This window comes from Catenuloplanes nepalensis, assembly GCF_030811575.1.
Lineage (GTDB): Bacteria > Actinomycetota > Actinomycetes > Mycobacteriales > Micromonosporaceae > Catenuloplanes > Catenuloplanes nepalensis.
Genome location: NZ_JAUSRA010000001.1, coordinates 84,947 through 109,608, shown reverse-complemented (window position 1 = coordinate 109,608; position 24,662 = coordinate 84,947). Strand labels below are relative to the sequence as shown.

Genomic DNA, 24,662 nt, shown 5'->3' with positions numbered 1-24,662 from the left:
CAGCGGCGGCGCCGGAGGCACAACGCGCAGCAGCGCCGGGCAGGACGCGGAGGCGCCGGAGGCAATCCAAGACGCACGGCAACGCAAGACGCACGGCAGGGAGGCCGCCCGCGGCCGACCGGTGCCCGCGGGAGCATGCGGGCAGCACCGCGCCGGAAGCGGGAAAACGACCTCGACCTTGACCTTGACCTCGACCTTGAACTGCCCAGCCCCGGCCTGGCCCACAGCTGGCCGCTGTGGAATGCCCCCGCCGGAAGTCAGCCGCGAATGCCTTCAGCAGCTGCTTTGCAGCCGGGTGCTGAAGGCGTCGGGGTGTTCGGCGCGGGCGTAGTGCCAGCCCTGGACCATGTCGCAGTCGAGGGTGCGGAGGAGGGCGGCCTGTTCGGCGGTCTCGACGCCCTCGGCGATCACGGTGAGGCCGAGCGCGTGGGCGAGGCGGACCAGCGCGGCCAGGATCTCGCGGTCGACGCGGTCCGGGAGGTCGGCGCGGGTCCTGCCGGTGACGAACGTGCCGGCCAGCTTGAGGCCGGTGACCGGCAGGTCGCGCAGGTAGGCCAGGTTCGAGTAGCCGGTGCCGAAGTCGTCGATGGCGATCCGGATGCCCAGGTCGGCGAGCGCGCGCAGGCGGCGCAGCGGTTCGCCGGTGGTGCCCATCAGCGTGCTCTCGGTCAGCTCCAGTTGCAGCGCGGCCGGTTCCAGGCCGGTGGTGGTCAGTGCCTCGCGGACGTCGGCCACGAAGCCGGGCTCGCGCAGCTGGCGGACCGCCACGTTCACGCTGACCAGCAACGGTTTGTCCGGGTGCGCGGCGCGCCAGCGGGCGGCCTGGCCGCAGGCCTCGCGCAGTACCCAGCGGCCGAGCGGAACGATCAGGCCGGTCTCCTCGGCGAGCGGCACGAACAGGTCCGGGCGGAGCAGGCCGAGCTCCGGGTGCTGCCAGCGGACCAGCGCTTCCACGCCGGCCACGCCGTCGTCGCAGAGGCGGACCAGCGGCTGATACTCCACGAAGAACTCGTGCTGGGCCAGCGCGCGCGGCAGCTCGGCGGAGAGCCGGTAGCGGCTGATGTCGGTGGCGTAGCGGTCCTCGTCGAAGAACGCCCACCGGTCCCGGCCGTCGGCCTTGGCCCAGTAGAGCGTGGTGTCCGCGGCCTTCATCAGCTCGGCCGCGCTGGTGTCGCCGCCGGCCGGGCGCTCGATCAGCCCGGCGCTGGCGGAGACCGTGAGCGAGCGGCCGTCCAGCGTGACCGGGCGTCGGACCGCGGCGAGTGCGGCCTCGGCCACGCCGACCAGTTCGGCGGTGCCGGACGAGCGCGGGACCAGCACCACGAACTCGTCGCCGCCCATCCGCGCGACCATGGTGCCGTGCGCGGCGCCGCCGGAGACCGCGGCGGCGAGGCGGCCCGCGACCGTGCGCAGCAGCTGGTCGCCGGCGGCGTGGCCGAGCGTGTCGTTGATCGCCTTGAAGCCGTCCAGGTCGAGGTAGCAGAGCCCGACCCGGCCGTGCGGCTCCGGGTCGGCGAGCGCCTCCTCCAGGCGGCTGAACAGCAGCGTCCGGTTCGGCAGGTCGGTCAGCGGGTCGTGCAGCGCCTGGTGTTCGAGTTGCAGCTGCAGCGAGTGCCGCTCGGTGATGTCCTCGACCATGGCGACCACGAACCGGGGTGTGCCGTCGTGCGCGCGGACCAGCGACACCACCAGGTCGGTCCAGATGCTGCCGCCGCCGTTGCGCGCGTACGGCTTCTCCAGCCGGAAGTGGTCGAGCTTGCCGTCCACCAGGTCCTGATACTTCTCCCAGACGCCGGGCGCGTCCTGCGGGTGGATGAACGTGGAGACGTTCTGGGTGAGGAACTCCGCCCGCGAGTAGCCGAACATCTCGCAGATCGCCGCGTTCACGTCGATGATCGAGCCGTCCAGCTCCGCGACGCCGATGCCGATCACGGCCTCCGCGAAGATCGCCCGGAAGCGGGCCTCGCTGGTCCAGCGCGCCTCCTCGGCGGCGGACCGGGCGGTGAGCGCGGCGTCGCGGATGCTCTCCTGTTCGGCGAGCGTGCGTTCCTTGAGCGCGCGGGCGAATCCGGCCGCGATCGCGCCGAGCACGGCCGCGAGCCGCCGGGTCCGGCCGAGTTCGGCCAGTTCCTCGCCCAGCACCGCGAGCGTGCGGTCCAGCGACGCCGGTTCGGTGAAGTGGTCCTCGACCAGTGCGGAGCCGATGCCGTACGGGATCAGCGGGTCGTAGGTCTCCGACTCCAGCACGCCGACGAGCCGCCGTGCGGGCGCGCTGAGGTAGTCGATCAGCTCGCGGTGCGCCATCGACACATAGCTGGTGCGGCTGATCGCCCGGGCCCAGGCCCGGGCGACGCGCTCCGCGAGTGGTTCAGCGGGTTCGGGCGACACCCGCGAACCCCGGGTAGGTGGCGGCGTCCGGGCCGACGTCCTCGGGGGAGTCCGGGCGCCACAGCGGCATCTGGACCACGCCCGGGTGGACCATCTCGAGGTCGCCGAAGAGCGCCGCGATCTCGTGCCGGTCGCGCATGCGGAACGGGCTGGCCGTCCTGTTGTAGATCTCCTCGGCCTTCTCCGCCTGGTCCGGCTGCCCGGACCGGTCGTTGCTGGCGTGCGAGATGACCACGAAACTGCCCGGCGCCACGCTCCGCGCCATCGTCGCCACGATCTCCTCCGGCTTATCGTCGTCCGGCACGAAGTGCAGCACGGAGACGATCAGCACCGCGACCGGGCGGCTGAGATCGACGGCCTTGTCCAGCGCGGGCTCGTCCAGCAGCTCGGCCGGGCGGCGCAGGTCACCGGCGACCACGGTCGCGTTCGGGTTGTCGGCCAGGATCGCGCGGCTGTGCGCGAGCGCGACCGGGTCCCAGTCCACGTACGCGATACGCGCGTCCGGGTTGAGCGCCTGCGCCACCTCGTGCACGTTGCCGACCGTGGGTATGCCGGAGCCGAGGTCGACGAACTGGTCGATGCCCTCGGCGACCAGCGCCCGGACCGCGCGGCGCAGGAACGCACGGTTCTCCTGCGCGTGCTTGGGCAGGTCCGGCATCGCCTCCAGGACCTTGGCGGCGAACGCCCGGTCCACCGCGAAGTTGTGCGATCCGCCCAGGTAGTAGTCGTAGACGCGCGCGACGCTGGGCTTGGTCAGGTCGACCTCGTCCGGTGCCCAGACGGGACGCTCCACACCTTCCATGGATGAACCTTTCCTTCGCGGGAATCGGTCCGCGACAGCATAGGGGTCGTCCACATCGGAGGCTGGCTGGAAGGTCCCGTCTTCGGATGGCGCACAAACCAACTGAGCGATCAGTCATTCTCCGGCTTGGGCGGCGGGACCGGGTTGGGCAGCGCGCCGCCGAAACGACGGTCCCGCTGGGCGTAGAGCTCACACGCGTACCACAGGTGGCGACGGTCGAAGTCGGGCCAGAGCGTGTCCAGGTAGACCAGCTCGGCGTAGGCGGACTGCCAGAGCAGGAAGTTCGAGATGCGCTGCTCGCCGGAGGGACGCAGGAACATGTCCACGTCCGGCACCTCGGGATGGTAGAGGTACTTCGCGATCAGCTTCTCGTTGACCTTCTCCGGGTTGACCTTGCCGGCCGCCACGTCCCGCGCGATCGCCTGCGCCGCGTCCGCGATCTCGGCCTGGCCGCCGTAATTCACGCAGAACTGCAGCGTCAGCCGCGTGTTCTTCTTCGACATCTCCTCGGCCGTGGTCAGCTCGCCGATCACGCTCTTCCACAGCCGGCCGGCCCGGCCGGACCAGACGATCCGGACGCCCAGCTCGCGCAGCTCGTCCCGGCGGCGATGGATGACGTCCCGGTTGAAGCCCATCAGGAAGCGCACCTCGTCCGGCGAGCGCCGCCAGTTCTCCGTGGAGAACGCGTACGCCGACAGGTACGGGATGCCGAGCTCGATCGCGCCCTCGATGGTGTCGAAGAGCGAGTGCTCCCCCGCCTCGTGCCCCTTGGTCCGCGCCAGGCCTCGCTCCTTGGCCCACCGGCCGTTGCCGTCCATCACGATCGCCACGTGCTTCGGCAGCGACTCCGCGGGCAGCGCCGGCGGACGGGCACCGGACGGGTGCGGCGTGGGCTGACGGGCGGGCGCCGCGCCGGCGCGGGAGAAGGCACGCATATGTCGATTTCCTACCTAACTAACTACGGTCGACCAGCGGCAGGGAGCGTAACCCGCGCTCCAGATGCCACTGCAGGTGCGCCGCCGTCAGGCCGCTGCACTCCCGCTGATGGGACGGATCGGCGCTGTCCGCGGTCTTCCAGTCACCTTTCGTCAGCGCGCTCATCAGCTCCAGCGTGGCCGGGGCGGGGTGCGCGGCACCGGGCGGCCGGCAGTCCGGGCAGACGCTGCCACCGGCCGGCACGGAGAACGCGCGGTGCGTGCCCGGCTCGCCGCAGACCGCGCACTCGGTGATCGCCGGGGCCCAGCCCGCGAGGCCCATGCCACGCAACAGGTACGCGTCCAGGACCAGCGTGGCCAGGTGCTCGCCGGCGGCCAGCGCCCGGAGCGCGCCCAGCGTGAGCTGGAACATCCGCAGCGACGGCTCGCGCTCGATCGGGGTCAGCCGCTCCGCGGTCTCCGCCACCGCGCTCGCGGCCGTGTAGCGCGGGTAGTCGGTGAGGAACCGCTTGCCGTACAGCTCGACGGCCTCGACCTGGCTGACCGTGTGCAGGCCGCCGCCGTGGTCCTTCGGGTCGCCGGCCAGCTGCAGGTCGACGTGGCCGAACGGCTCCAGCCGCGCGCCGAAGCGGGAGTTGGTGCGCCGCACACCGCGGGCGACCGCGCGCAGCCGGCCGTGGTGCCGGGTCAGCAGCGTGATGATCCGGTCCGACTCGCCCAGTTTCTGCACGCGCAGCACCAGTCCGTCGTCACGATAGAGCTGGCGAGGTATGCGGGCCACCCTCCCATTGTGCCTGCCGGCCGCTATCAGGGGGTTCTCAGGGGAAAGCTTGGATCCGGGTACGGGGTGGCGCGCACTAGCTTCAGGGGCATGACCAGACGCACCACTGCAGCCGCCGGGGTGGCGCTCCTCGCGGGGCTGGCCGCGCTCGGCGCCGGCTGCGATCCGCGGAACGTCCGCGAGATGGAGTTCCGGAACACGGAGACCGTGGGGATCACCGAGATCCGCCTCGCCGGCGGCGACGACCGCGACGTGGCGGTGACCACGTCCGACCGGAAGGACACCCAGGTCGACCGCGTCGTGAGCTACCGCAGCGAGAACGCGCCGAACAGTGCGTACCGGATCGACGGCACGGTCCTGGTGATCGACACGGACTGCGGCCCGATGTGCGAGGTCGACTGGACGATCGACGCGCCGCGCGGCGTGACGGTCACCGGCCGGAGCGACTCCGGCGACATCTCGCTGACCACGGTCGGCGCGGTCGACCTGGAGATGGACTCCGGCACGCTCCGGGTGGACGGCGTGGCCGGTGCGGTCCGGGTGAAGGCGGACTCCGGCGAGGTGCGGGTCGCGAACGTGACCGGCGAGTCCGACCTGCGGCTCGACTCCGGCTCGCTGGCGGGCGTCGGTCTCGGCGGCGCGGTCACCGCGGTCGTGCAGTCCGGCGACGCCGACCTGACGCTCTCCGCGCCGGCCTCGGTCACCGCGACCGTGGACAGCGGCGACCTGACGCTGCGCGTGCCGGACGGGAAGTACCGGGTGCGGACGTCGGTGGACTCCGGTGACGCGAACGTCGGCATCGACGACGACCCGGACGCCACCGCCGTGCTGGACCTACGCGCGGACAGCGGCGATCTGGACGTCCTGCGGGCCTGAGACCAGGACCTCCTCGGTGCGGACCGGTTTCCGGCTCCTCCCCCGGACGGCGCGCCCCGGGATCAGCTCGGGCCGCCGCCGGGCCGCGACGTCCTCGACCCAGCCGAACGCGGCGACCGCCACCGCGAGCAGGAGCAGCACGATCACCAGCTTGACCGTGATCGCGAGCGCGCCGGTCTGCGGCCAGCCGTAGCGGGCCGCCACCCAGCCGAGGCCCACGATGATCGGTACGTGCCAGAGATAGATGGTCAGCGCGCGGCTGTTGAGCAGTGTGACCAGCCGGTCGAGGCGCGGGCGGCGGCTGAGCCAGGGCAGCGTGTCCGGCGCCAGGCCGAGCGCGAGCAGCACGAACGCGGTGGACCAGAGCGCGTTGCCGAGTCGGATGTCGTTCAGGTCGTAACCGCGCGGGCCGGGGTGGGTGATGATCCAGGCCGCGCCCGCGACCGCCAGCACGGCCGCGATCGGCACCAGCCCGCGCCAGGTGAGGCGGCGCAGCATCCCGTCGTGGTGGGCGAAGCCGAGCACCCAGGCGCCGAAGTACAGGCCGAGGTCGCGCAGCACGTAGTTGTCGATCGTGACCAGCTTCAGCTCGGTCACCACCAGCAGCACGAACGGCGCGGCGATCGTGGACAGCGGGAACCGGCGGAAGAGCGGCAGCGCCAGAGGGGAGAGCGCGACGAACCAGAGGAAGTCGCGCAGGTACCAGTTGGCGGAGAGCGCGGCCAGGCCGAGTCCGCTGGCCGGCGGGTCGATGAACGGCGCGACCCAGAACAGGATGCGCCAGTCCCAGTCCAGCCCGGTGAGCAGCATGGCGGGCAGGAAGAGCGCCATCACGGCCCAGAGCGAGGGCAGCAGGCGGCGCATGCGCCGGCCGATCGCGGAGACACCGAACCGGTCGACCGAGGCGGCCATCAGTGAGCCGCCGAGCGCGAACATCACCGACATGGCGGGCAGCACGATCGTGAGCGCGGCCAGGCCGGTGACGTGATAAACGACCACCCGAAGAACGGCGGCCGCGCGCAATAGGTCCAGATATCGATTTCTCATCTACCCAAGCCTGGTCGGGCCCAGGGCATGGTCCGCCCCGGACGGGAATTCAGCAACGGGAGCCGCTAAGCCATTACCCCGGAGGAGTGACCGCCGAACCAGCGATCACATCCGGCAAAACGCGCAAATGCCGCACATTCACGTGCATCACCACAACCCTACCGGGGTACGGATGAGTAACGCCGCCACAGCGGAGTGGACAAGAACACGTCGGCTCGCCCGAACCGTTATGAAGATCAGTTCGTACGACAAATGCGCATAGACGCGGCTAAAAGCCCAAACGACGCAGCTGCTTGGGGTCCCGCTGCCACTCCTTGGCGACGCGAATGTGCAGGTCGAGGTAGATGCGGCGGCCGAGCAGCTTCTCGATCTCGGCGCGGGCGCGGGTGCCGACCTCCTTGAGCCGGCTGCCCTTGTGCCCGATCATGATGGCCTTCTGGCTGGGGCGCTCGACGTACACGTCCGCGTAGACGCGCAGCACCGACTCCTCCTCCACCATCTCCTCGACCAGCACCGCGAGCGAGTGCGGCAGCTCGTCCCGCACGCCCTCCAGCGCGGACTCGCGGATCAGCTCGCCGATCAGCACCCGTTCCGGCTCGTCCGTGAGGATGTCGTCCGGGTAGAGCTGCGGGGACTCCGGCATGTACTGCGCCATCACGTCGGTGAGCATGCCCACCTGGTCGCCGGAGACCGCACTGACCGGCACGATCGCGGCGAAGTCGCCCAGATCGTTCACGGCCAGCAGTTGCTCGGCCAGCTTCTTCTTGTCCGGCACCAGGTCGGTCTTGGTGACCACGGCCAGCACGGTCGCCTTCAGTTCCGCGATCTCGCCGGTGATGAACTTGTCGCCGCGCCCGACCGGCTCGTCCGCCGGGATGCACAGGCCGATCACGTCGACCTCGCTCCAGGTGGTGCGGACCAGGTCGTTCAGCCGCTCGCCGAGCAGCGTGCGCGGGCGGTGCATGCCCGGCGTGTCGACCAGCACGATCTGCCCGTCCGGCCGGTGCAGCACGCCGCGGATGATGTGCCGGGTGGTCTGCGGCTTGTTCGACGTGATCGCGATCTTCTGCCCGATGATCGCGTTGGTCAGCGTGGACTTGCCCGCGTTCGGCCGGCCGACGAAACAGGCGAAACCGGCACGGTACGCCTTCACGCGGTCACCGTCCCGAAGACGGCGCCGTCCGGGGCGGCCACGAAGATCGGCGCGTCCGCGGCCAGGTCACGCACGGCCGCGTGCCCGGAACCGTCCAGCGCGGACGCCTCCGTCACCACGGCCGCGGCCTCCAGCAGGGTCGCGCCGGCCGAGACCGCGGACGCGACCGCGAGCTGCAGCGCGGTGACCGCCAGGGACGGCAGCGCCACGGTCGCGGCCGCATAGGTCCTGCCGTCCTGGTCCCGCACGGCCGCGCCCTCCACGGCACCGACCCGGGCCCGGACGCTGCGCGCCAGGGTCACCAGTTTGGCGTCCTCCGCGGCGAGCGTCACCGGCTCCGGCGGAGTCGGCACGGCGGTCTGGGTGGGCTCAGGCATCTGCGGGTTGCCTCTCGTCGGCGCTCTCATCGTCCTCGGCGGCTGCGTCACCGGCGGGCCCGTTCCCGGGCGCGCGGCGGACCAGGACCGAGTCGATCCGGTTCCGCCGGCCCGTGGTGCCCTCGGCGACCAGGCGCAGCCCGCCCACATTAGCGGTCGCGCCCGGAATCGGAACGCGGCCCAGGGCCTGGGCGAGCAGCCCGCCCACGGTCTCGACCTCGTCCGCGGGAAGCTCGACCGCGAAGATCTCGCCCAGGTCCTCGATCGGCAGCCGGGCGGTGACGCGCACCGCGCCGTCCGCCAGCCGCTCGACCGGTGGGCGCTCGTCCACGTCGTACTCGTCGGTGATCTCGCCGACGATCTCCTCGAGGATGTCCTCGATGGTGACCAGGCCGGCCGTGCCGCCGTACTCGTCGACCACCACGACCAGGTGGGTCCGCGCGGCCTGCATCTCGGAGAGCAGGTCGTCGACCGGCTTCGACTCCGGCACGAACGTGGCCTCGCGCATCAGCTCCGCGACCGGGGTGGCGTCCGCGGCCGGGTCGTCGCCCTGGGTGCGGCGGATCACGTCCTTGAGGAAGATCACGCCGTGCACGTCGTCCACGCTGTCGCCGATCACCGGGATCCGGGAGAAGCCGGAGCGCATGAACAGCATCAGCGACTGCCGGAGGCTCTTGTGCCCCTCGATCCACACCATCTCGGTGCGCGGGACCATCACCTCGCGGGCGATCGTGTCGCCGAGCCCGAAGACCGAGTGGATCATCTCGCGCTCGCCGTGCTCCACCACGCCGCGCTGCTCGGCCAGGTCGACCAGCTCGCGCAGCTCCACCTGGGTGGCGAACGGGCCTTCGCGGAAGCCCTTGCCGGGCGTGACCGCGTTGCCGATCAGGATGAGCAGCGAGGCCAGCGGGTTCAGCGCACGGCCGAGCCAGCGGACCAGCGGCGCGGTCGCGCGGCCCACCGCGTAGGCGTGCTGCCGGCCGACCGTGCGCGGCGCCACGCCGACAACGACGAAGCTGACCACGGTCATCGCGCTCGCGGTGACCAGCGCGGCCCGCCAGCCGGCGCCGAACGTGTCCACCGCGACCAGCGCGACCAGCGTGGTCGCGGTCAGCTCGGACAGCAGCCGGAGCAGCAGGAGCAGGTTGATGTGCCGGGCCGCGTCGGACGCCACGATCTGCAGCGTGCGCGCGCCCCGCATGCCCTCCCGGGCCTGTTCACCGGCGCGGGCGGGCGAGACCGCCGCCAGCGCCGCCTCGGTCATCGCGAAGATCCCCGCGAGGATCACCAGCCCGGCCGCGATGAAGAGCAGCTGCAGGTCGGGTAGCCCCGCGGGGGCGGCCGATGCGGTGGGCATCAGGAGGGTTCTTTCGCCGATCGGCGCCGGGCCTGCCACCCGCTGAGCAGACGGGCCTGGAGGCCGAACATCTCCCGCTCCTCCTCCGGCTCCGCGTGGTCGTAGCCGAGCAGGTGGAGCGCGCCGTGCACGGTCAGCAGGTGCAACTCGTCCCCGGCGGTGTGCCCGGCGGTGACCGCCTGCTTGGCGGCCACCTCCGGGCAGAGCACGATGTCACCGAGGAGCGCGGGCTCGCCGGACGACTCGCCCGGCCCGTGGTCCACGCTCCCCTCGTCCATCGGGAACGCGAGCACGTCGGTGGGGCCGTCGCCGCCCATCCACCGGTGGTTCAGCTCCGACATGTATTCGATGTCGACGAGCAGGATGGCCAGCTCGGCGAGCGGGTTGACACCCATCTCGTCGAGGGCGTGCCGCGCCACGTCCAGGATGGCGTCGGTGTCGACGTCGACCCCGGACTCGTTGGCGATATCGATGGACACTGCGGTCGTCGTCTCTTTTCCTGTGTGCGCTAACGCCGGCGGCCGGCGCGGCCCTGCACGTTCGCGGAGCGAACCTGGGCCTGTCCCTGGTTCTGGTCGGCGTCCCACTTCGCATACGCGTCGACGATGTCGCCGACCAGGCGGTGACGCACCACGTCGGCGCTGCCCAGCTGCGCGAAGTGAACGTCCTCGACGCCGTCCAGGATGTCACGCACCATCCGGAGACCGCTGACGGTGCCCCCCGGAAGGTCGACCTGCGTGACATCGCCGGTCACCACGATCTTCGAGCCGAAGCCGAGCCGGGTGAGGAACATCTTCATCTGCTCGGGCGTGGTGTTCTGCGCCTCGTCCAGGATGATGAACGCGTCGTTGAGCGTGCGCCCGCGCATATACGCCAGGGGCGCGACCTCGATCGTGCCGGCCTGCATCAGGCGCGGGATCGACTCGGGGTCGAGCATGTCGTGCAGCGCGTCGTAGAGCGGCCGAAGGTACGGGTCGATCTTCTCGTTCAGCGTGCCGGGGAGGAAGCCGAGCCGCTCGCCCGCCTCGACCGCCGGCCGGGTCAGGATGATCCGGTTGACCTGCTTGGCCTGCAGCGCCTGGACCGCCTTCGCCATCGCCAGGTACGTCTTACCGGTACCGGCGGGGCCGATGCCGAAGACGATGGTGTGGGTGTCGATGGAGTCGACATAACGCTTCTGGCCGAGTGTCTTCGGGCGGATGGTCTTGCCGCGCCGGGACAGGATGTTCAGCGTGAGCACGTCGGCCGGGCGCTCGGCGGTGCCCTGCTGAAGCATGCCGACGGTGCGCCGCACCGCGTCCACCGTGAGCGTCTCGCCCTTCTCGATCAGCTCGACGAGTTCGGCGAAGAGCCGCTCGGCGAGCGCGTTGTCGGCGGGGGCGCCGGTGATGGTGATCTCGTTGCCGCGGACGTGCAGATCACATGCGGGCAGTGAGCGCTCGATGAGCCGGAGGATCTCGTCGCCCGGGCCGAGCAGGTTCACCATGATCTTGGGGTCGGAGACCGTGATCCTGGTCTGCGCCCGGGCGTTTCCCGGGGTTGGTGTGCCGGTCATAGTGCGGCCCGCGGGCCTCCGCCACCTGCTTCCGATCTTGGTGCCGCACCCCGTCGGCGCGGCGGGCGAGTAGTTGCCATCGTATCGGGTCAACGCCGGACGCACCGACGCCATTTCCCGGGGCGGCACACCCGACGATCACGCTCGGTACCCGCTCGATCACGTTGCCGATCAAGCCTGTGAATGAATGGCTGCATCTTCCATGCATTTCCCACGGGTGGATAACGATTCAGTCGAGATTTCCACCGGGCTACTGCGCCGCCACTCAGTTCGCCGACAGGATGCCAATCGCCGACGGCAATTCGATCTTCATCTCTCATCGGGCACATCCTTTTCCGAATTGGAGTCCGACATGGCCGACGACTTCTATGGCCGGCCGCCATATGCACGACCCGCACGACACGTCCGCCCCGATGGCCGCACCACCCCCGCCGTCAGGGACCGCGCGGACGCCAGCCCGTGGCACTGGCTGCTCTGGGTGCCGATCGTCGTCCCGTTGCTGCCGGTGCTCTACAACGACATGGAACCGCGCCTGCTCGGGATCCCGTTCTACTACTGGTCGCAGCTGGCGTTCGCCGGGCTCGCCTCGCTGGTCATCACGGCGGTGCACCTCGCCACGAAGGACCGGTGACCGTTCCGATGCCGTCCTTCGCCGACAACCAGACCCAATTCTGGATCTTCGCGTTCGTGTTCGGTGTAGTAACGATCATGGGATTCGCGGCGGGGCGGTGGCGCCGGCCCGCGTCCATTCACACGCTGGAGGAATGGGGACTCGGCGGCCGCGCGTTCGGCAACTGGGTCACGTTCTTCCTGTTGAGCGGCGACGTCTACACGGCGTACACGTTCGTCGCCGTACCCACGCTGGTTTATGGTCTCGGCGCCGCCGGCTTCTTCCCGGCACCGTTCCTGGTGATCGTCTATCCGATGCTGTTCGTGGTGCTCAGCCGGTTCTGGTCGGTCTGCCACGTGCACGGCTTCGTCACGCCGGCCGAGTTCGTCCGCGCCCGGTTCGGCTCGCGCGGGCTCGGCGCGCTGGTGGCGGTGCTCGGGATCACGGCCACCATGCCGTACATCGCACTGCAGATGATCGGCATCGAGGCGGTCTTCACCGTGATGGGGCTGCCCGGCGGGTGGCCGCTGACCGCCGCGTTCGTGGTGCTGGCGCTCTACACGTTCAACTCCGGGCTGCGCGCGCCGGCGCTGATCTCCATCGTCAAGGACGCGCTGGTCATCTGGACCGTGCTGGCCGCGTTCATCATCGTCAGCTCGAACGCGGGCGGCTGGGACGGCGTGTTCCGGGTCGCGGAGGCGCGGTTCGCGTCCACGCCGCGCACCGACGACGGACTGCTGTTGGACGGGCACGACCAGCTCAGCTACGTCACGCTGGCGCTCGGCTCCGCGGTGGCGCTGTTCCTGTACCCGCACACGCTCACCGGCGTGCTCGCGGCCCGCAACCGCGGCGTGCTCCGGCGCAACCTGGCCGCGTTGCCGCTCTACACGCTCACGCTCGGTGTGCTGATGCTGCTCGGCTTCGCGGCGATCTTCAGCGGCATCGAGCCGGTCGGCGGTGATCGCAACACCGTGGTCCCGCTGTGGTTCAACGCCTCGTTCCCGGAGTGGTGCGCGGGCCTGGCGTTCGCCGCGATCGGGGTCGGCGCCATGGTGCCGGCCGCGATCATGTCGATCGCCGCGGCGAACCTGTTCACCCGCAACATCTACCGCGAGTACCTGCGGCCGGACGCGTCCGAGGCGGAGGAGACCACGGTCAGCAAGATCGCGTCGCTGACCGTGAAGTTCGGCGCGGTCCTGGTGATCCTGTTGCTCAACACGCAGTTCGCGGTGGATCTTCAGCTGATCGGTGGAGTTGTCATCATGCAGACACTTCCGGCCGTGGCGATCGGTCTCTACACGAGCTGGATGCATCGCTGGGCCCTCGTCGCCGGCATCGGCGCCGGGCTGGCGGCCGGCATCGCGATGCTCTACCAGATCCCACAGCGGGGCGGCCCGGACGGCACCACCGTGATCCGGGAGCACTTCGGCGGATCCGCCTGGCCACTGTCCAACCTGGGCCTGGACACGCGGAGCAGCATCTACGTCGGCATCGTGGCACTCGGCGTGAACCTGCTGGTCACTGCGCTGCTGACGCCGATCCTGCGCGGCCTGGACCGGCGCGGTGACGCCGACCGCACCCGGCCGCGCGACTATTCGGCGGACGAGGGCGACCCGACGATCCGGCGGATGAGCGAACTGGTGGACGGCGGTACGGACACGGAGGGCCGCGAGCATCCACTGCTGACACCGCGGCCCGGCCGGTACACACCGGCGGGCATGTACCGACCGCGATAAATACGTGACGTGGCGGGTCGTGACGCTGAGCAACGGCCCGCCACGGCATCGCGTCGACATCCGTCATTCACTCACTCGCGTCGGGACCGGTGCCGGCAGCTACAATTCCCGCGCCACCGACGCCACCCCGGCCGGCGGCATGACCTGCGGTGACAGGCGGAGCACGGGGAGGTAGCGGGATGGAAGGAGCGGGCTGGGCGGGCCTGCTGACCGCGATACACGACGCGCTGTTCGCGTGCGACCGGGAGACCCGGTTCGCGCTGGCCGGCGCGGATCGGCGGCTGTGGCTCACCGTGCGTGCCGACACCGTGACGGCGGAGATCCCCGCGTACGACCCGGCGATGCTGACCGAACTCGGCTGGCGGGCACCCCGGGTCGGGCAGGGCGTGTGGTCCTACGAGGCGCCGCGGACGGTCGAGCACGTCGACTGGCTGTGCCGGTTCGCGGTGCACGGTGCGAGCCTGATGATCACTTCGGACCCGGGCACGCTGACGTTCTCCGAGTCGGACCCCGCGGCCGATCCCGCACCGGCACCGGTGCTGACGGTCGTCCCGGACCCGGGCTCGTCCCGGAGCCGCGACCCGGAAGCCACGCCGGCGCCCCGATCCGCACCGGCGCTCGCGGTCGTTCCGAACCCGGCGCCGGAACCGGCCCGCGCACTCGTCCACCCGGCCGCCGCGCTCGCGCCAGAACCGGCGCTCGCGCCAGAACCGGCGCTCGCGATCGTGCCGGAGCCCGAGCCGGCCGTCACGGTCGTGCCGGAGCCCGGGCCGGCGGCCGTGCTCGCGATCGTGCCGGAGCCCGAGCCGGCCGTCACGGTCGTGCCGGAGCCCGGGCCGGCGGCCGTGCTCGCGATCGTGCCGGAGTGGCAGTGGGAGTCCGAGGCGGAGGTGACGGCCGCGCTGCCGGTGATGCGGACGGGCGAGACCGTACCCGCGCCGCCGTTGACCGTGGTGCCGGAACCGGATGCCGCGCCGCGGACGCCGGAGGAGACGCTGGCCGCGTTGCGCGCGGTGCTGACCGGCGCGGTCGCGGAACGGGACCTGACCGGATACGTCGGCGCGCTGCGCAGCGCGGCCGTCTCCATGCCGCTGCTGGACGACCCGTCGCCGGAGACCGGCGTCCGGCCGGCCGTGGTGCGCGGCGCGGACAACGCGATCTTCCTGCCGATCTTCACGTCGCCGGACGGGCTGGCCGACTTCGCCGGCACCGGCGTGCCGTTCCTCGCGCTCTCCTTCGGCGACCTGATCGACGACTGGCCGGAGCCGGACTGGGGCATGATCGTCGACCCGCGGACCGAGTGGACGCTCACGCTGACCGCGGACACGCTGGCCGAACTGCGCGTAACCACCTACCCCACGGCCGCCGCCGGCTGAGGTCTGACCGAGACGTCCCCGCGCGGTGCGAGGGGACGTCCCGATCAGGTCAGGAGACGCCGTCGAAGGTCTCCTGGGCGCGGGTGAAGCGGTAGGTGGCCCAGTGCATGCGCACCACCGTGCCGTGCTCGTCGCGGGTCAGCCGCAGCAACTCGCCCGCCTCCCGGCCGGAGACCGTGCGCAGCACGTCCGGCCGGTCCGGCAGCGGCGCGAAGACCGCCGGGGGCCGGTCGGCCGGCGCCTCCGGAAAACGCGCCTGCAGCGTGCCGCCGTGCCAGGAGAAGACGTGCTGGAAGCCCTCGGCGAACCACGGGCCGAGCACCGAGCGGTACGCGTCCGGCACCGGCGTGCCCGGCCGCCACGGCGCGATGTCCGCCGGGTCCGACTCCACCGCCGCGGTCAGCAGCGTGTGCGACAGCTCGTTGGTCACGTCCGCGGTCCCGGACGAGCCGAGCACCGCCACGCCCATCGCGCCGGGTGTGCCCGGGCCGCCGCGCCGGCCGTACACGCTGGCCAGGAAGCCCGGCATGGCGCCGTCGTGGCCCACGTGCACGATCCGCGGACCGGCCTGGAAGAGGATCAGGCCGAGCCCGAACGCGCGCGCCCAGACCGTCTCGTCGGACGGTGTGACGGGCCAGCGCATCTCGTCCAGCGTGGCCGGTGCCAGCACCCGGCCGGCCGGGTCGAGCGCGGCCGGGTCGGCCAGGAACGCGGCCCAGCGCGCCATGTCCGACGCGGTGCTCCACAGCTGCGCGGCCGGACCGGCCGCCTTCATGTCGAACCGCGGTTCCGGCCGGGCGGTGTCCGAGTACGCGTCGACCAGGTAGCCGACCGCGGCCTGCTCCGGCGGGTCGACCGTGGTGGCGCGCAGCCGCAGCGGGCGCAGCACCCGGTCGTGCAGCACCTCCGCCCAGCTCCCACCGCGCAGCCGGGCCACGGCCTGGCCGAGCAGCGCCAGGCCCAGGTTGGAGTAGTGGAAGCGGCGGCCGGACGGCAGCACCCGCTCGGCCTTGGCCAGCTCCCGCAGCAGCCCGTCGGTCTCCGGCGTGACCAGCGTGTCCCACACGTCGCCCCACGGCTCGCGCTGCAGGCCGGACGTGTGCGACAGCAGCCGGCGGATGGTCAGCTCGCCGTGTGCGGGTACGTCCAGGTGCCGGTCGAGTGGGTCGTCCAGGTCGAGCAGGCCGTCGTCGCGGGCCTGCAGCACCAGCACCGCGGTCAGCGTCTTGGTGACCGAGCCGATCCGGAACCGGGTGTCGTCGTCCAGCGGGCGGTCCGTGCCGGAGGTGCCGGCCGTGGCGGTCCAGAGCGGGCGGTCGGCGCGGTGCAGCGCGACCTGGAGGCCGGGGATCCGGCCGTCGGCCTGCGCCGCCTGCACGTGGCGGAGCAGCGAGGTCACGCCATCCCGCCGAGCGGGCGGCCGCCGAGCACGTGCGCGTGGACGTGGAACACGGTCTGCCCGGCGTCCGCCCCGGTGTTGAAGAGCGTTCGGTAGCCGGGCCCGGTCAGGCCCTCGGCCTCCGCCACAGCGGCCGCCGCGGCCAGCACCTCGGCCGCCAGGCCGGGGTCCTCGGCGACCAGCGCGGCCACGTTCGCGTGGTGCACCCGCGGGATCACCAGAACGTGCACCGGCGCCTTCGGGTCGATGTCGCGGAAGGCGAGCGTGGTCGCCGTCTCGTGGACCACGTCGGCCGGGATCTCCCCGGCCACGATCTTGCAGAAGAGACAGTCAGCGCTCATCCGCAAATCTTAGAGATGCCCGTTATGTGAGGCCGAGGCGATCCAGCCAGCCGCTCCTCGGCGGGCGGACGGACACCTCGCCGAACCAGACCTTGGCGCGCACCTCCAGCACCGGCGATCCCGGCGGCACGCCACCGCGCAGCTTGGAGACCTTCCCGCCGAACACGGCGGCCGGGCCGGTCAGCCGCACGTCGACGCCCTCCGGCACGTAGATCGTCACGCTGCCGAAGATCGCGGTCGCCTCGATCACCGAGTACGGACGGGTCAGGTGCGCGTCCTGCAGCTCGATCTTGACCTCGCCGAAGTACGCGGCGGCCGTCATCCGCTCCGGGAGCGCGAACGCGCCGCGCCGGACGTCGCTGCCGAAGACCGCCGACAGCTTCTCCGCGGCCGGGACGATCTCGCCGTGCAGGGGCGCGGGCGCCCGCTGACGCAGCGGTTGGACCTCCCGACCGGCGGGCAGGTCGTCGGTGAGCCCGGCCAGATCCGCGCGGGTCCTCGCCGCGTAGGCGGAGGCGGCCCGCTCCGAATACTCATCCAGGGTCAGGCGGCCGTCGCTGGTGGCCTGGCCCAGGATCTCGACCACTGCCGCACGCTCCGCGTCGGACACGCGCAACCGATGCTCCTCCACGACGCACAGCGTAGTAGGGGCGCGCAGCCTGCGGAACTGACAGGATCAAGACGTACGACCAACACGATGTGAGGGCGGTGCGAAGCATGTCGGACGACGCGAAACGGGAGGAAGCCGTCGAACGCGCGCTGGCCGGGCTCGGCGTCGAGGACAAGGTGCGGCTGCTGTCCGGCCAGGACTTCTGGACGCTCCCCGCGCTACCGGAGATCGGCCTCGCGTCGCTGGTCATGTCGGACGGCCCGGTCGGCGTGCGCGGCACCGGCTGGGCACCGGACGACCCGTCGGTCGCGCTGCCCAGCCCGACCGCGCTCGCCGCCACCTGGGACGTCGGGCTGGCCCGCACGGCCGGCCGCATGCTCGGCCAGGAGTGCCGCCGCAAGGGCGTGCACGTGCTGCTGGCGCCGACCGTCAACCTGCACCGGTCCCCGCTCGGCGGGCGGCACTTCGAGTGCTACTCCGAGGACCCGTTCCTGACCGGCGAGATCGGCACCGGGTACGTGACCGGCGTGCAGGACCAGGGCGTCGGCACCACGGTCAAGCACTTCGTCGGCAACGACTCCGAGACCGGCCGGATGACCGTGGACGTCCGGGTCGGCGAGCGCGCGCTGCGGGAGCTCTACCTGGCACCGTTCGCGCGGATCACGGCCGCGGGCGCGTGGGGCGTGATGGCCGCGTACAACACGGTCGGCGGGCTCACCATGACCGAACACGGCCCGCTGCAGAACGACGTGCTCAAGCGCGAGTGGGACTGGGACGGCGTGATCGTCTCCGACTGGACCGCGGCGCGCAGCACCGTGCCGAGCGCGCTCGGCGGCCTCGACGTGGTGATGCCCGCGTTCGGCGACCCGTGGGGCCCCGCGCTGGTCGAGGCCGTGCGCGCGGGCGAGGTGCCGGAGAGGATCCTGGACGACAAGGTACGCCGGGTGCTGCGCCTCGCCACCCGGGTCGGCGCTCTGGACGGTGCAGGGGATGCGCCGCGGCTTCCGCCGCTGGACGGCTCCGAGATCGCGCACGAGATCGCGACCCGGTCGTTCGTGCTGGCCCGCAACGAGCAGAACCTGCTGCCGCTGGACGCCGGGTCGCTCCGGACGGTCGCGCTGCTCGGCGCGCTCGCCGAGGACGCCCGCGTGCTCGGCGGCGGCAGCGCGCAGGTCTTCCCGCCGCACGTGATCTCCCCGCGCGACGGCCTGACCGCGGCGCTGCCCGGCGCGTCGGTCGTCTTCGCGGGCGGCGCGGACCCGCGGCCGCACCTGCCCGCGCTGGTCTGCGACGGCCTGACCGCCACGCTGCGCGCGGCCGACTTCCGCCGGCTGCACACCACGCCGTTGCCGTTCGCCACCGTGCGGTGGATGGGCGGGCTGCCGCACGGCGTGGACCCGGCGGAGCTGTCCACCGTGGAGATCACCGGGCGGCTCAGCCCGGCGGAGTCCGGCGTGCACCAGCTGTCGATCATCGGGTTCGGCCAGTGTGTGCTCCGGGTCGCCGGTGACGTGCTCTTCGAGGGTTCCGTCTTCGCGGACGACGCCGACCCGGAGACGGTCTTCCACGAGCCGGTCGAGCGCCGCTTCCCGGTGCCGCTGACCGCGGGTGAGCCCGTCGACGTCTCGCTCACGCTGGAGGTCCGGCCGGCTTCCGCCGGCTTCGTCAACATCGGCCTGGGGTACGCCGCACCCGGCCCCTCCCCCGACGAACTGCTCGACCGGGCCGTCGCGGTCGCCCGGGACGCGGACGTGGCCGTGGTCGTGGTCGGCACCACCGAGGAGGTCGAGTCGGAGGGCTTCGACCGCACCACGCTGGCGCTTCCCGGCCGCCAGGACGAGCTGGTCCTCCGCGTCGCCGCCGCGAACCCGCGCACGATCGTGGTGGTCAACTCCGGCTCGCCGGTGCTGATGCCCTGGGCCGGCGAGGTGTCGTCGATCCTGCTCACCTGGTTCCCCGGCCAGGAGGCCGGTGCCGCGCTCGCGGACGTGCTGCTCGGACGCGCCGAGCCCGGCGGCCGGCTGCCGACCACCTGGCCCCGCCGTGACTCCGACGCGCTGCCCACGACGCCGGCCGACGGGGTGCTGTCGTACGACGAGGGCATCTACATCGGCTACCGCGCCTGGCAGCGCGGCACGACCGCGCCACTGTTCCCGTTCGGGCACGGCCTGGGCTACACCACCTGGTCGTACGAGTCGCTCACGGTCGAGCCGGACCCGGCCCAGGCCGGCACCGCGGTGGTCCGGGTCCGCAACACCGGCTCCCGCCCGGGCCGGGAGGTGGTCCAGATCTACGCCGGCGCCGTCGTCGGCACCACGGTCGACCGCCCGCTGCGCTGGCTGGCCGGCTTCGCCCCGGTGTCCGCCGCGCCGGGCGAGACCGTGGAGGCCCGCATCCCGCTCCCCGAGCGCGCCTTCCAGGTCTGGGACGACGGCTGGCAGGCGGTCCCCGGCACCTACCGCATCGAGGCCGCAAGATCGGTCGAGGACCGGCCCCTGAGCACGGAGATCCGCATCTGACCCGGCAGGATGGCCGGGTGGAACCGATCAAACACGCTACCGCGAGCGTCTTCCTGTTCGGCCTGATCGAGCACGAGTGGCGGATCGGCCTGATCCGCCACCCCCGCTTCAGCCGTTGGATGCTGCCCGGCGGCCACGTCGAGCCACACGAGAACCCGGCCGAGGCCGCGCTCCGCGAGGTCCACGAGGAAACCGGCCTGGCTGCGACACTGGTGCTGCCCTACGCCGGCATCGTTCCGGACTATCCGGCGGACGTCCGGGTCCCGGTGCCGCTGTGGATCACCGAGCAGACCGTGCCCCCGGAATCCCGCCTGCCGTCCCCCCACATCCACGTCGACCACCTCTACCTGGCCCTCGCTCAGGCGGCCGCGCCGGCCGCAGACCCAGAACTGCCCTTCCGCTGGTACGCCGCTGACGACCTGGCAGCCCTGGACACGTTCCCCGACACCCGCGGCGGCGCCTCCCACCTGTTCCCCCTGATCGGCGCACTGGCATCACCGCTAGGTAGCGGCTTGAGGTCATCTGTTACTGCTTTTTGTAGCGATGACGCTATAAAATGCAGTAGTGAGTGATGGATGGACGGCTGTGCTCGCGACCGCTGACGAGCAGTGGGGGCTGATCACCAAGCAGCAGGCCGAAGCGACCGGGCTCGCCTGGACCACGCTCGCCCGGCGAGCCAGGCACGGGTCCCTGGAGCGGGTCGCGCTCGGGGTCTATCGGGTGCACGGCGGCGGGCAGGCCGACCACCTGGATCTACGTGCGGCCTGGCTGCAGCTCGCACCACGAATCCCCGCGTGGAAACGCACGGCGGCCGACGGGGTGGTGTCACACCGATCCGCGGCGGCGCTCCACGAGATCGGCCCTCTACCGGCCGACACACACGAGTTCACGCTTCCCGTCAGGAGGCAGACCCGGCGGGCGGACGTACGGCTCCATCGGGGGAACACGGTGGACGACCACATGCTCGTGCGAGGCCTTCCGGTGACCCGGCCCAGCCGGATCGCGGCAGACCTGCTGGCCGACCGGGAGGACCCCGGGGCGGTCGCCCAACTGACCACCGACGCCCTGCGCCGGAACCTCGACCGCCCCGGTCCGTTCGCCTCCGCGATCGCGCCGTACGCGGCGGCGCACGGCCTACGGCGTGGCGACGGGCTCGGTCTTCTCCGCTGGCTACTGACGCTGTCTGGAGATCCCGACGGTGAGGCCTGGTTCGCCGAGGCGACGGCGACCACCGCCCGAGACCTCTCAACGAGGAGCATCAGCGCATGACGTCTCGGTACAAGACGCCCGACGCCGCCCGCCGAGCGGTCACCGACAGGCTCCGAGCGGACGCCGCCAAGGGCTCCTGGCCCTTACCTGACCTTCAGCGCCAGTACGCCTACGACCAGTTGGTCGAGCGTCTCTACCGGACCGACGGCGGATGGGTGATCAAGGGCGCCACCGCCCTGCTGGCACGCCGGGTGTCGGTGCGCCACACGATCGACATCGACGTGTACCTGGCCGGTGCGATCGATGACGTGGAACGGCGGTTGAGAGACGCTGCGGTACTGGACATCGGCGACTGGGTGCGGTTCGAGGTCGGGTCCTCAACCAGAATTCGCGCCGCCGGTGCGCAAGCGTCCCGAGTCAGGATCCAGTCGTTCATCGGGACGAAGCTGTGGACCGCTTTTCAGGTCGACATCGTTGCCGATGGCATCCAGATGAGCGGCGAACCGGAGCTCGTTCCATCGCTGACCTCTATCAACACCGTCGAACAGGAGAGGGCTCTGTGGCGTGCCTACCCTCTCGTCGACCACGTCGCCGACAAGGTCTGTGCCATCGTCGAACGGCACGACGGACGCCCGTCGACGAGGTTCAAGGACCTGATCGACCTCGTGGCGATCGCCGATCGGGCGGTCGTCGCCGCCGAGCCGCAGATGGTGGCGTTGTCCAAGGAGGGCCGGCGGCGTGAATTACATCTTCCGGCGGCGTTCGACGTTCCTGACCGTGCGCTGTGGACGTCCGGCTATCGGGCGGAGGCCCGCCGGACGACCGGTCTGTCGGCACTTGAGCTCGACCACGCCCTCACTGCGGTCAGGCCCTTGCTCGACCCGCTGCTGGACGGGACGGCCGCGGGCGTTTGGCACCCCGCGCGACACGCCTGGCTGCCTGGGTGAGATCCGTCGCGTGGTCAGCGGCGCAGCAGGTAGAGGTGGGAGTCGACGCCGGCGATGGGGCCGGTGAAGGTGCGGGTGAAGCCGGCGCGTTCGAGGGTGCGCCAGGAGGCGATGTTGTCGGTGAACGGGGCCGCTACCACGGCCTCGAGGTGGGCGTCGCGGTCCAGTGTGCGCAATGCCAGCCGGCGGATCGCGGCGGAGGCGAGGCCCTGGCCGGTGGCGGTGGGGTCGCCGATCAGGTAGTCGATGCCGGCGGCGGGGATGGAGAAGGCGCCGGTGGCGAGCAGCGCGTCGGCCCAGTCGGGGTGGTCGGAGATCAGGTAGCGCTGGATGAGGCCGACGGGGCGGCCCGCGGCCTCGATGACGAAGGCCTCGGTGGGCTCGCGGCCGGCGATGCGGTCGGCGTAGCGGCGGCGGACCGCGGCGGGCTCGGTGGAGGCCTCCCACCAGCGGGTCACGTGCGGCTCGGCGAACCAGGAGACGACCGTGTTCAGGTCGCTCTCGGCCAGTGGGCGCAGCGTCACCGCGGGCACGGCGGTCACCAGCGGCCGAGGCGGGTGGAGAGGACGGAGAGCGCGGCCACACCGGCGGTGGAGGTTCTCAGGACCAGATCACCGAGGCGTACGGGACGGGCGCCGGCCTCGGCGAACGCGTCCAGCTCGGCCGGGGCGACGCCGCCCTCGGGGCCGACGATGAGAATGATCTCGCCTGCGGCCGGGAGCGGGACGTGGGTGAGGCGGTCGGTGGCCTCCTCGTGCAGCACGAACGCGGTGGCCTCGCCGCGCAGCCGGTCGGCGACCCGGTGCGTGCTCAGCGCGGCCGGCGCGACCGTGGGGAGCCAGGCGCGGCGGGCCTGCTTGGCGGCCTCGCGGGCGGTGGCGGCCCACTTGTCGCGCGCCTTGGTGCCGCGGTCGCCCTTCCAGACCGTGACGGAGCGGGCGGCGGACCAGGGGATGATCTCGTCGGCGCCGGTCTCGGTCATCGCCTGCACGGCCAGCTCGCCACGGTCGCCCTTGGGCAGGCCCTGGACGACGACGAGGCGGGGGTCGGGACTCTCCACGTACCCCCGCGAGGTGATCTTGATTTTGAGGTGGCCCTTGCCGGGGGCGAGCACGACGGCGAGTGCGGTGCCGCCCCGGCCGTCGGCGAGGATCAGCTCCTCACCGGCGGTCAGACGCTGCACGTCGGCCGCGTGATGACCCTCGGGGCCGTCCAGGACCCACTCGTCGGTCGCGGGCAGCGAGTCGACCAGGAAGAGCGACGAGGACATCCGGGAAACCTACCTGACCACATCGTGAAGCGCGGGCGACCAGAGAAGGCGGGTGGAGACAGGCATGCTCTTCGTCTGGAGTGGCGCCGAGCCGGCAGAGCGAAGCGACGGCCGGGAACTCGTGCGGCGTGGGCGACCTGAGAAGGCGGGTCCCGGACCGACACGGGACCCGCCCTGCGCGGAAGCGGCGCCGAGCTGGCGGAGCGACGCGGCGATCAGGGATTAATGCCCGTTGAAGGCGTCGCGCATGCGGCTGAAGAAGCCGCCCTGTTTGGAGAGCTCGGCCACGTCCTCGCCGCGGGTCTTGGCGAAGTCGCGGAGCATGCGCTCCTGATCGGAGGTGAGCTTGGTGGGCGTCCGCACGTCCAGGTGGACGAAGAGGTCGCCGCGGCCCTGGCCGCGCAGGCGCGGGACGCCCTTGCCGCGGATCCGCATGGTGGCGCCCGGCTGGGTGCCGGACTTCACGTCGATCTGCTCCTCGCTGTCCAGCGTCTTGATGGTCAGCCGGGTGCCGAGCGCGGCCGAGGTCATCGGCACGGTGACGCGGCAGTGCAGGTCGTCGCCGCGGCGTGAGTAGACGTCGTGCGGGCGCTCGTGGATCTCGACGTAGAGGTCGCCGGCGGTGCCGCCACCCGGGCCGACCTCACCCTGCTGGGCGAGGCGGATGCGCATGCCGTCTTCCACGCCGGCCGGGATCTTGACGGTCAGTGACCGCCGGGTCCGGACCCGGCCCTCGCCGGCGCAGGTCGGGCACGGGCTCGGGATGACCGTGCCGTGGCCCTGGCACACCGTGCACGGGCGGGACGACACGACCTGGCCGAGGAACGTGCGCTGCACGGACTGCACCTCGCCACGGCCCTGGCAGGTCTCACAGGTCGCCAGATGGGTGCCGGCCGCGGTGCCGGCGCCCGCGCAGGTGGTGCAGATCACCGCGGTGTCGACCGTGATCGGCGCCTCGACGCCGAACGCGGTCTCCTGCAGGTCGAGCTCCAGGCGCAGGATCGCGTCGGCACCCGGACGGGTCCGCGGGCGCGGGCCACGGGTCGCGCCCGCGGCCTGACCGAAGAACGCGTCCATGATGTCCTGGAACCCGACGAACGGGCCCGCGCCGCCGGGGCCGCCGGGGCCACCCCCGCCGCCCGGGGCCAGCGGATCGCCGCCGAGGTCGACCATCTGACGCTTCTGGTCGTCCGAGAGCACCTCGTACGCCGCGTTGATGTCCTTGAACTTCTCGTGCGCCTCGGGATCCGGATTCACGTCCGGGTGGTATTGGCGGGCCAGCTTGCGATAGGCCCGCTTGATGTCGTCGTCGGTCGCGTCCCGGCTCACGCCGAGGATCCCGTAGTAGTCCCTGGCCACTGCGTTCGGTGTCCC

General features: G+C 71.8%; 24 protein-coding genes. 8 read left to right on the top strand and 16 right to left on the bottom strand.

The features are described 5' to 3' along the window. Positions 1-273 precede the first annotated feature (273 nt). The 4 genes from J2S43_RS00440 to recO form a co-directional block, all read right to left on the bottom strand. On the bottom strand, positions 274-2,388 hold the full coding sequence (locus tag J2S43_RS00440; RefSeq protein ID WP_306826443.1) for a putative bifunctional diguanylate cyclase/phosphodiesterase: 2,115 nt from the start codon (positions 2,386-2,388) through the stop codon (positions 274-276). Further along, positions 2,369-3,181: an SAM-dependent methyltransferase gene (locus J2S43_RS00435; RefSeq protein ID WP_306839117.1), complete on the bottom strand. Its 813-nt coding sequence runs from the start codon at positions 3,179-3,181 to the stop codon at positions 2,369-2,371. The genes J2S43_RS00440 and J2S43_RS00435 overlap by 20 nt, the downstream gene beginning before the upstream one ends. A 119-nt stretch (positions 3,182-3,300) precedes the next feature. After that, positions 3,301-4,125 (bottom strand): isoprenyl transferase, encoded by an 825-nt coding sequence (locus J2S43_RS00430; RefSeq protein ID WP_306826442.1) that lies wholly within the window; start codon positions 4,123-4,125, stop codon positions 3,301-3,303. Between the two features lie 19 nt (positions 4,126-4,144). Next, the gene (recO, locus tag J2S43_RS00425) at positions 4,145-4,906 is read right to left on the bottom strand and encodes a DNA repair protein RecO (protein WP_306826441.1); all 762 of its coding nucleotides are present in this window, start codon (positions 4,904-4,906) and stop codon (positions 4,145-4,147) included. A 90-nt stretch (positions 4,907-4,996) separates the two neighbouring features. Here recO and J2S43_RS00420 point away from each other — a divergent pair, with 90 nt between their 5' ends. Continuing rightward, positions 4,997-5,782 (top strand): DUF4097 family beta strand repeat-containing protein, encoded by a 786-nt coding sequence (locus J2S43_RS00420; protein ID WP_306826440.1) that lies wholly within the window; start codon positions 4,997-4,999, stop codon positions 5,780-5,782. Here the strand turns inward: J2S43_RS00420 and J2S43_RS00415 are convergent. From J2S43_RS00415 to J2S43_RS00390, 6 genes are all read right to left on the bottom strand, one after another. Beyond that, positions 5,741-6,829, bottom strand: a complete 1,089-nt coding sequence (locus tag J2S43_RS00415) for an acyltransferase family protein (RefSeq protein WP_306826439.1) — start codon at positions 6,827-6,829, stop codon at positions 5,741-5,743. The two genes, J2S43_RS00420 and J2S43_RS00415, sit on opposite strands and share 42 nt — an antisense overlap. Before the next feature lie 268 nt (positions 6,830-7,097). Continuing rightward, positions 7,098-7,982 (bottom strand): GTPase Era, encoded by an 885-nt coding sequence (gene era / locus J2S43_RS00410; RefSeq protein WP_306826438.1) that lies wholly within the window; start codon positions 7,980-7,982, stop codon positions 7,098-7,100. Continuing rightward, positions 7,979-8,359 carry a cytidine deaminase-like protein gene (locus J2S43_RS00405; RefSeq protein WP_306826436.1) on the bottom strand — a complete coding sequence of 127 codons (381 nt, stop codon included), beginning with the start codon at positions 8,357-8,359 and terminating at the stop codon, positions 7,979-7,981. The genes era and J2S43_RS00405 overlap by 4 nt, the downstream gene beginning before the upstream one ends. After that, positions 8,352-9,716 carry a hemolysin family protein gene (locus J2S43_RS00400; protein WP_306826435.1) on the bottom strand — a complete coding sequence of 455 codons (1,365 nt, stop codon included), beginning with the start codon at positions 9,714-9,716 and terminating at the stop codon, positions 8,352-8,354. Before J2S43_RS00400 ends, J2S43_RS00405 begins: the two co-directional genes overlap by 8 nt. Next, complete coding sequence (gene ybeY / locus J2S43_RS00395) at positions 9,716-10,195, bottom strand: rRNA maturation RNase YbeY (RefSeq protein WP_306826433.1); 480 nt, start codon at positions 10,193-10,195, stop codon at positions 9,716-9,718. Before ybeY ends, J2S43_RS00400 begins: the two co-directional genes overlap by 1 nt. Positions 10,196-10,224: 29 nt before the next feature. After that, positions 10,225-11,271: a PhoH family protein gene (locus J2S43_RS00390; RefSeq protein WP_306826432.1), complete on the bottom strand. Its 1,047-nt coding sequence runs from the start codon at positions 11,269-11,271 to the stop codon at positions 10,225-10,227. Between the two features lie 352 nt (positions 11,272-11,623). Between J2S43_RS00390 and J2S43_RS00385 the strand changes: the two genes are divergently transcribed. The 3 genes from J2S43_RS00385 to J2S43_RS00375 all read left to right on the top strand — a co-directional run bounded on the left by J2S43_RS00385 (position 11,624) and on the right by J2S43_RS00375 (position 14,993). Further along, the gene (locus J2S43_RS00385) at positions 11,624-11,902 is read left to right on the top strand and encodes a DUF3311 domain-containing protein (protein WP_306826430.1); all 279 of its coding nucleotides are present in this window, start codon (positions 11,624-11,626) and stop codon (positions 11,900-11,902) included. A gap of 8 nt (positions 11,903-11,910) precedes the next feature. Continuing rightward, positions 11,911-13,617: a monocarboxylate uptake permease MctP gene (gene mctP, locus J2S43_RS00380; protein ID WP_306839116.1), complete on the top strand. Its 1,707-nt coding sequence runs from the start codon at positions 11,911-11,913 to the stop codon at positions 13,615-13,617. Positions 13,618-13,796: 179 nt separating this feature from the next. Beyond that, the gene (locus J2S43_RS00375; RefSeq protein ID WP_306826429.1) at positions 13,797-14,993 is read left to right on the top strand and encodes an SseB family protein; all 1,197 of its coding nucleotides are present in this window, start codon (positions 13,797-13,799) and stop codon (positions 14,991-14,993) included. Between the two features lie 49 nt (positions 14,994-15,042). On the opposite strand, the gene J2S43_RS00370 is transcribed toward J2S43_RS00375, so the two are convergent. From J2S43_RS00370 to J2S43_RS00360, 3 genes are read right to left on the bottom strand one after another with little or no spacing between them, the layout of a single operon-like run. Next, the gene (locus tag J2S43_RS00370) at positions 15,043-16,392 is read right to left on the bottom strand and encodes a serine hydrolase domain-containing protein (RefSeq protein ID WP_306826428.1); all 1,350 of its coding nucleotides are present in this window, start codon (positions 16,390-16,392) and stop codon (positions 15,043-15,045) included. After that, positions 16,389-16,733 carry an HIT domain-containing protein gene (locus J2S43_RS00365; RefSeq protein WP_306826427.1) on the bottom strand — a complete coding sequence of 115 codons (345 nt, stop codon included), beginning with the start codon at positions 16,731-16,733 and terminating at the stop codon, positions 16,389-16,391. The genes J2S43_RS00370 and J2S43_RS00365 overlap by 4 nt, the downstream gene beginning before the upstream one ends. 22 nt (positions 16,734-16,755) lie before the next feature. Beyond that, complete coding sequence (locus J2S43_RS00360; protein WP_306826426.1) at positions 16,756-17,364, bottom strand: DUF1707 SHOCT-like domain-containing protein; 609 nt, start codon at positions 17,362-17,364, stop codon at positions 16,756-16,758. A gap of 86 nt (positions 17,365-17,450) precedes the next feature. On the opposite strand from J2S43_RS00360, the gene J2S43_RS00355 reads away from it, so the two are divergent. From J2S43_RS00355 to J2S43_RS00340, 4 genes are read left to right on the top strand one after another with little or no spacing between them, the layout of a single operon-like run. After that, entirely contained in the window at positions 17,451-19,862 is a 2,412-nt protein-coding gene (locus J2S43_RS00355; protein WP_306826425.1) for a beta-glucosidase family protein, read from the top strand. Between the two features lie 17 nt (positions 19,863-19,879). Then, positions 19,880-20,434 (top strand): NUDIX domain-containing protein, encoded by a 555-nt coding sequence (locus J2S43_RS00350; protein ID WP_306826424.1) that lies wholly within the window; start codon positions 19,880-19,882, stop codon positions 20,432-20,434. Then, entirely contained in the window at positions 20,427-21,131 is a 705-nt protein-coding gene (locus J2S43_RS00345) for a type IV toxin-antitoxin system AbiEi family antitoxin domain-containing protein (RefSeq protein WP_306826423.1), read from the top strand. Before J2S43_RS00350 ends, J2S43_RS00345 begins: the two co-directional genes overlap by 8 nt. Then, positions 21,128-22,018: a nucleotidyl transferase AbiEii/AbiGii toxin family protein gene (locus tag J2S43_RS00340; RefSeq protein ID WP_306826422.1), complete on the top strand. Its 891-nt coding sequence runs from the start codon at positions 21,128-21,130 to the stop codon at positions 22,016-22,018. The genes J2S43_RS00345 and J2S43_RS00340 overlap by 4 nt, the downstream gene beginning before the upstream one ends. 14 nt (positions 22,019-22,032) lie before the next feature. Here the strand turns inward: J2S43_RS00340 and J2S43_RS00335 are convergent, their stop codons facing one another. From J2S43_RS00335 to dnaJ, 3 genes are all read right to left on the bottom strand, one after another. Further along, on the bottom strand, positions 22,033-22,551 hold the full coding sequence (locus J2S43_RS00335; protein WP_306826421.1) for a GNAT family N-acetyltransferase: 519 nt from the start codon (positions 22,549-22,551) through the stop codon (positions 22,033-22,035). A 5-nt stretch (positions 22,552-22,556) separates the two neighbouring features. Beyond that, entirely contained in the window at positions 22,557-23,288 is a 732-nt protein-coding gene (locus tag J2S43_RS00330; RefSeq protein WP_306826420.1) for a 16S rRNA (uracil(1498)-N(3))-methyltransferase, read from the bottom strand. Positions 23,289-23,510: 222 nt separating this feature from the next. Then, positions 23,511-24,647 (bottom strand): molecular chaperone DnaJ, encoded by a 1,137-nt coding sequence (gene dnaJ, locus J2S43_RS00325; RefSeq protein ID WP_306839114.1) that lies wholly within the window; start codon positions 24,645-24,647, stop codon positions 23,511-23,513. Between the last annotated feature and the right edge of the window lie 15 nt (positions 24,648-24,662).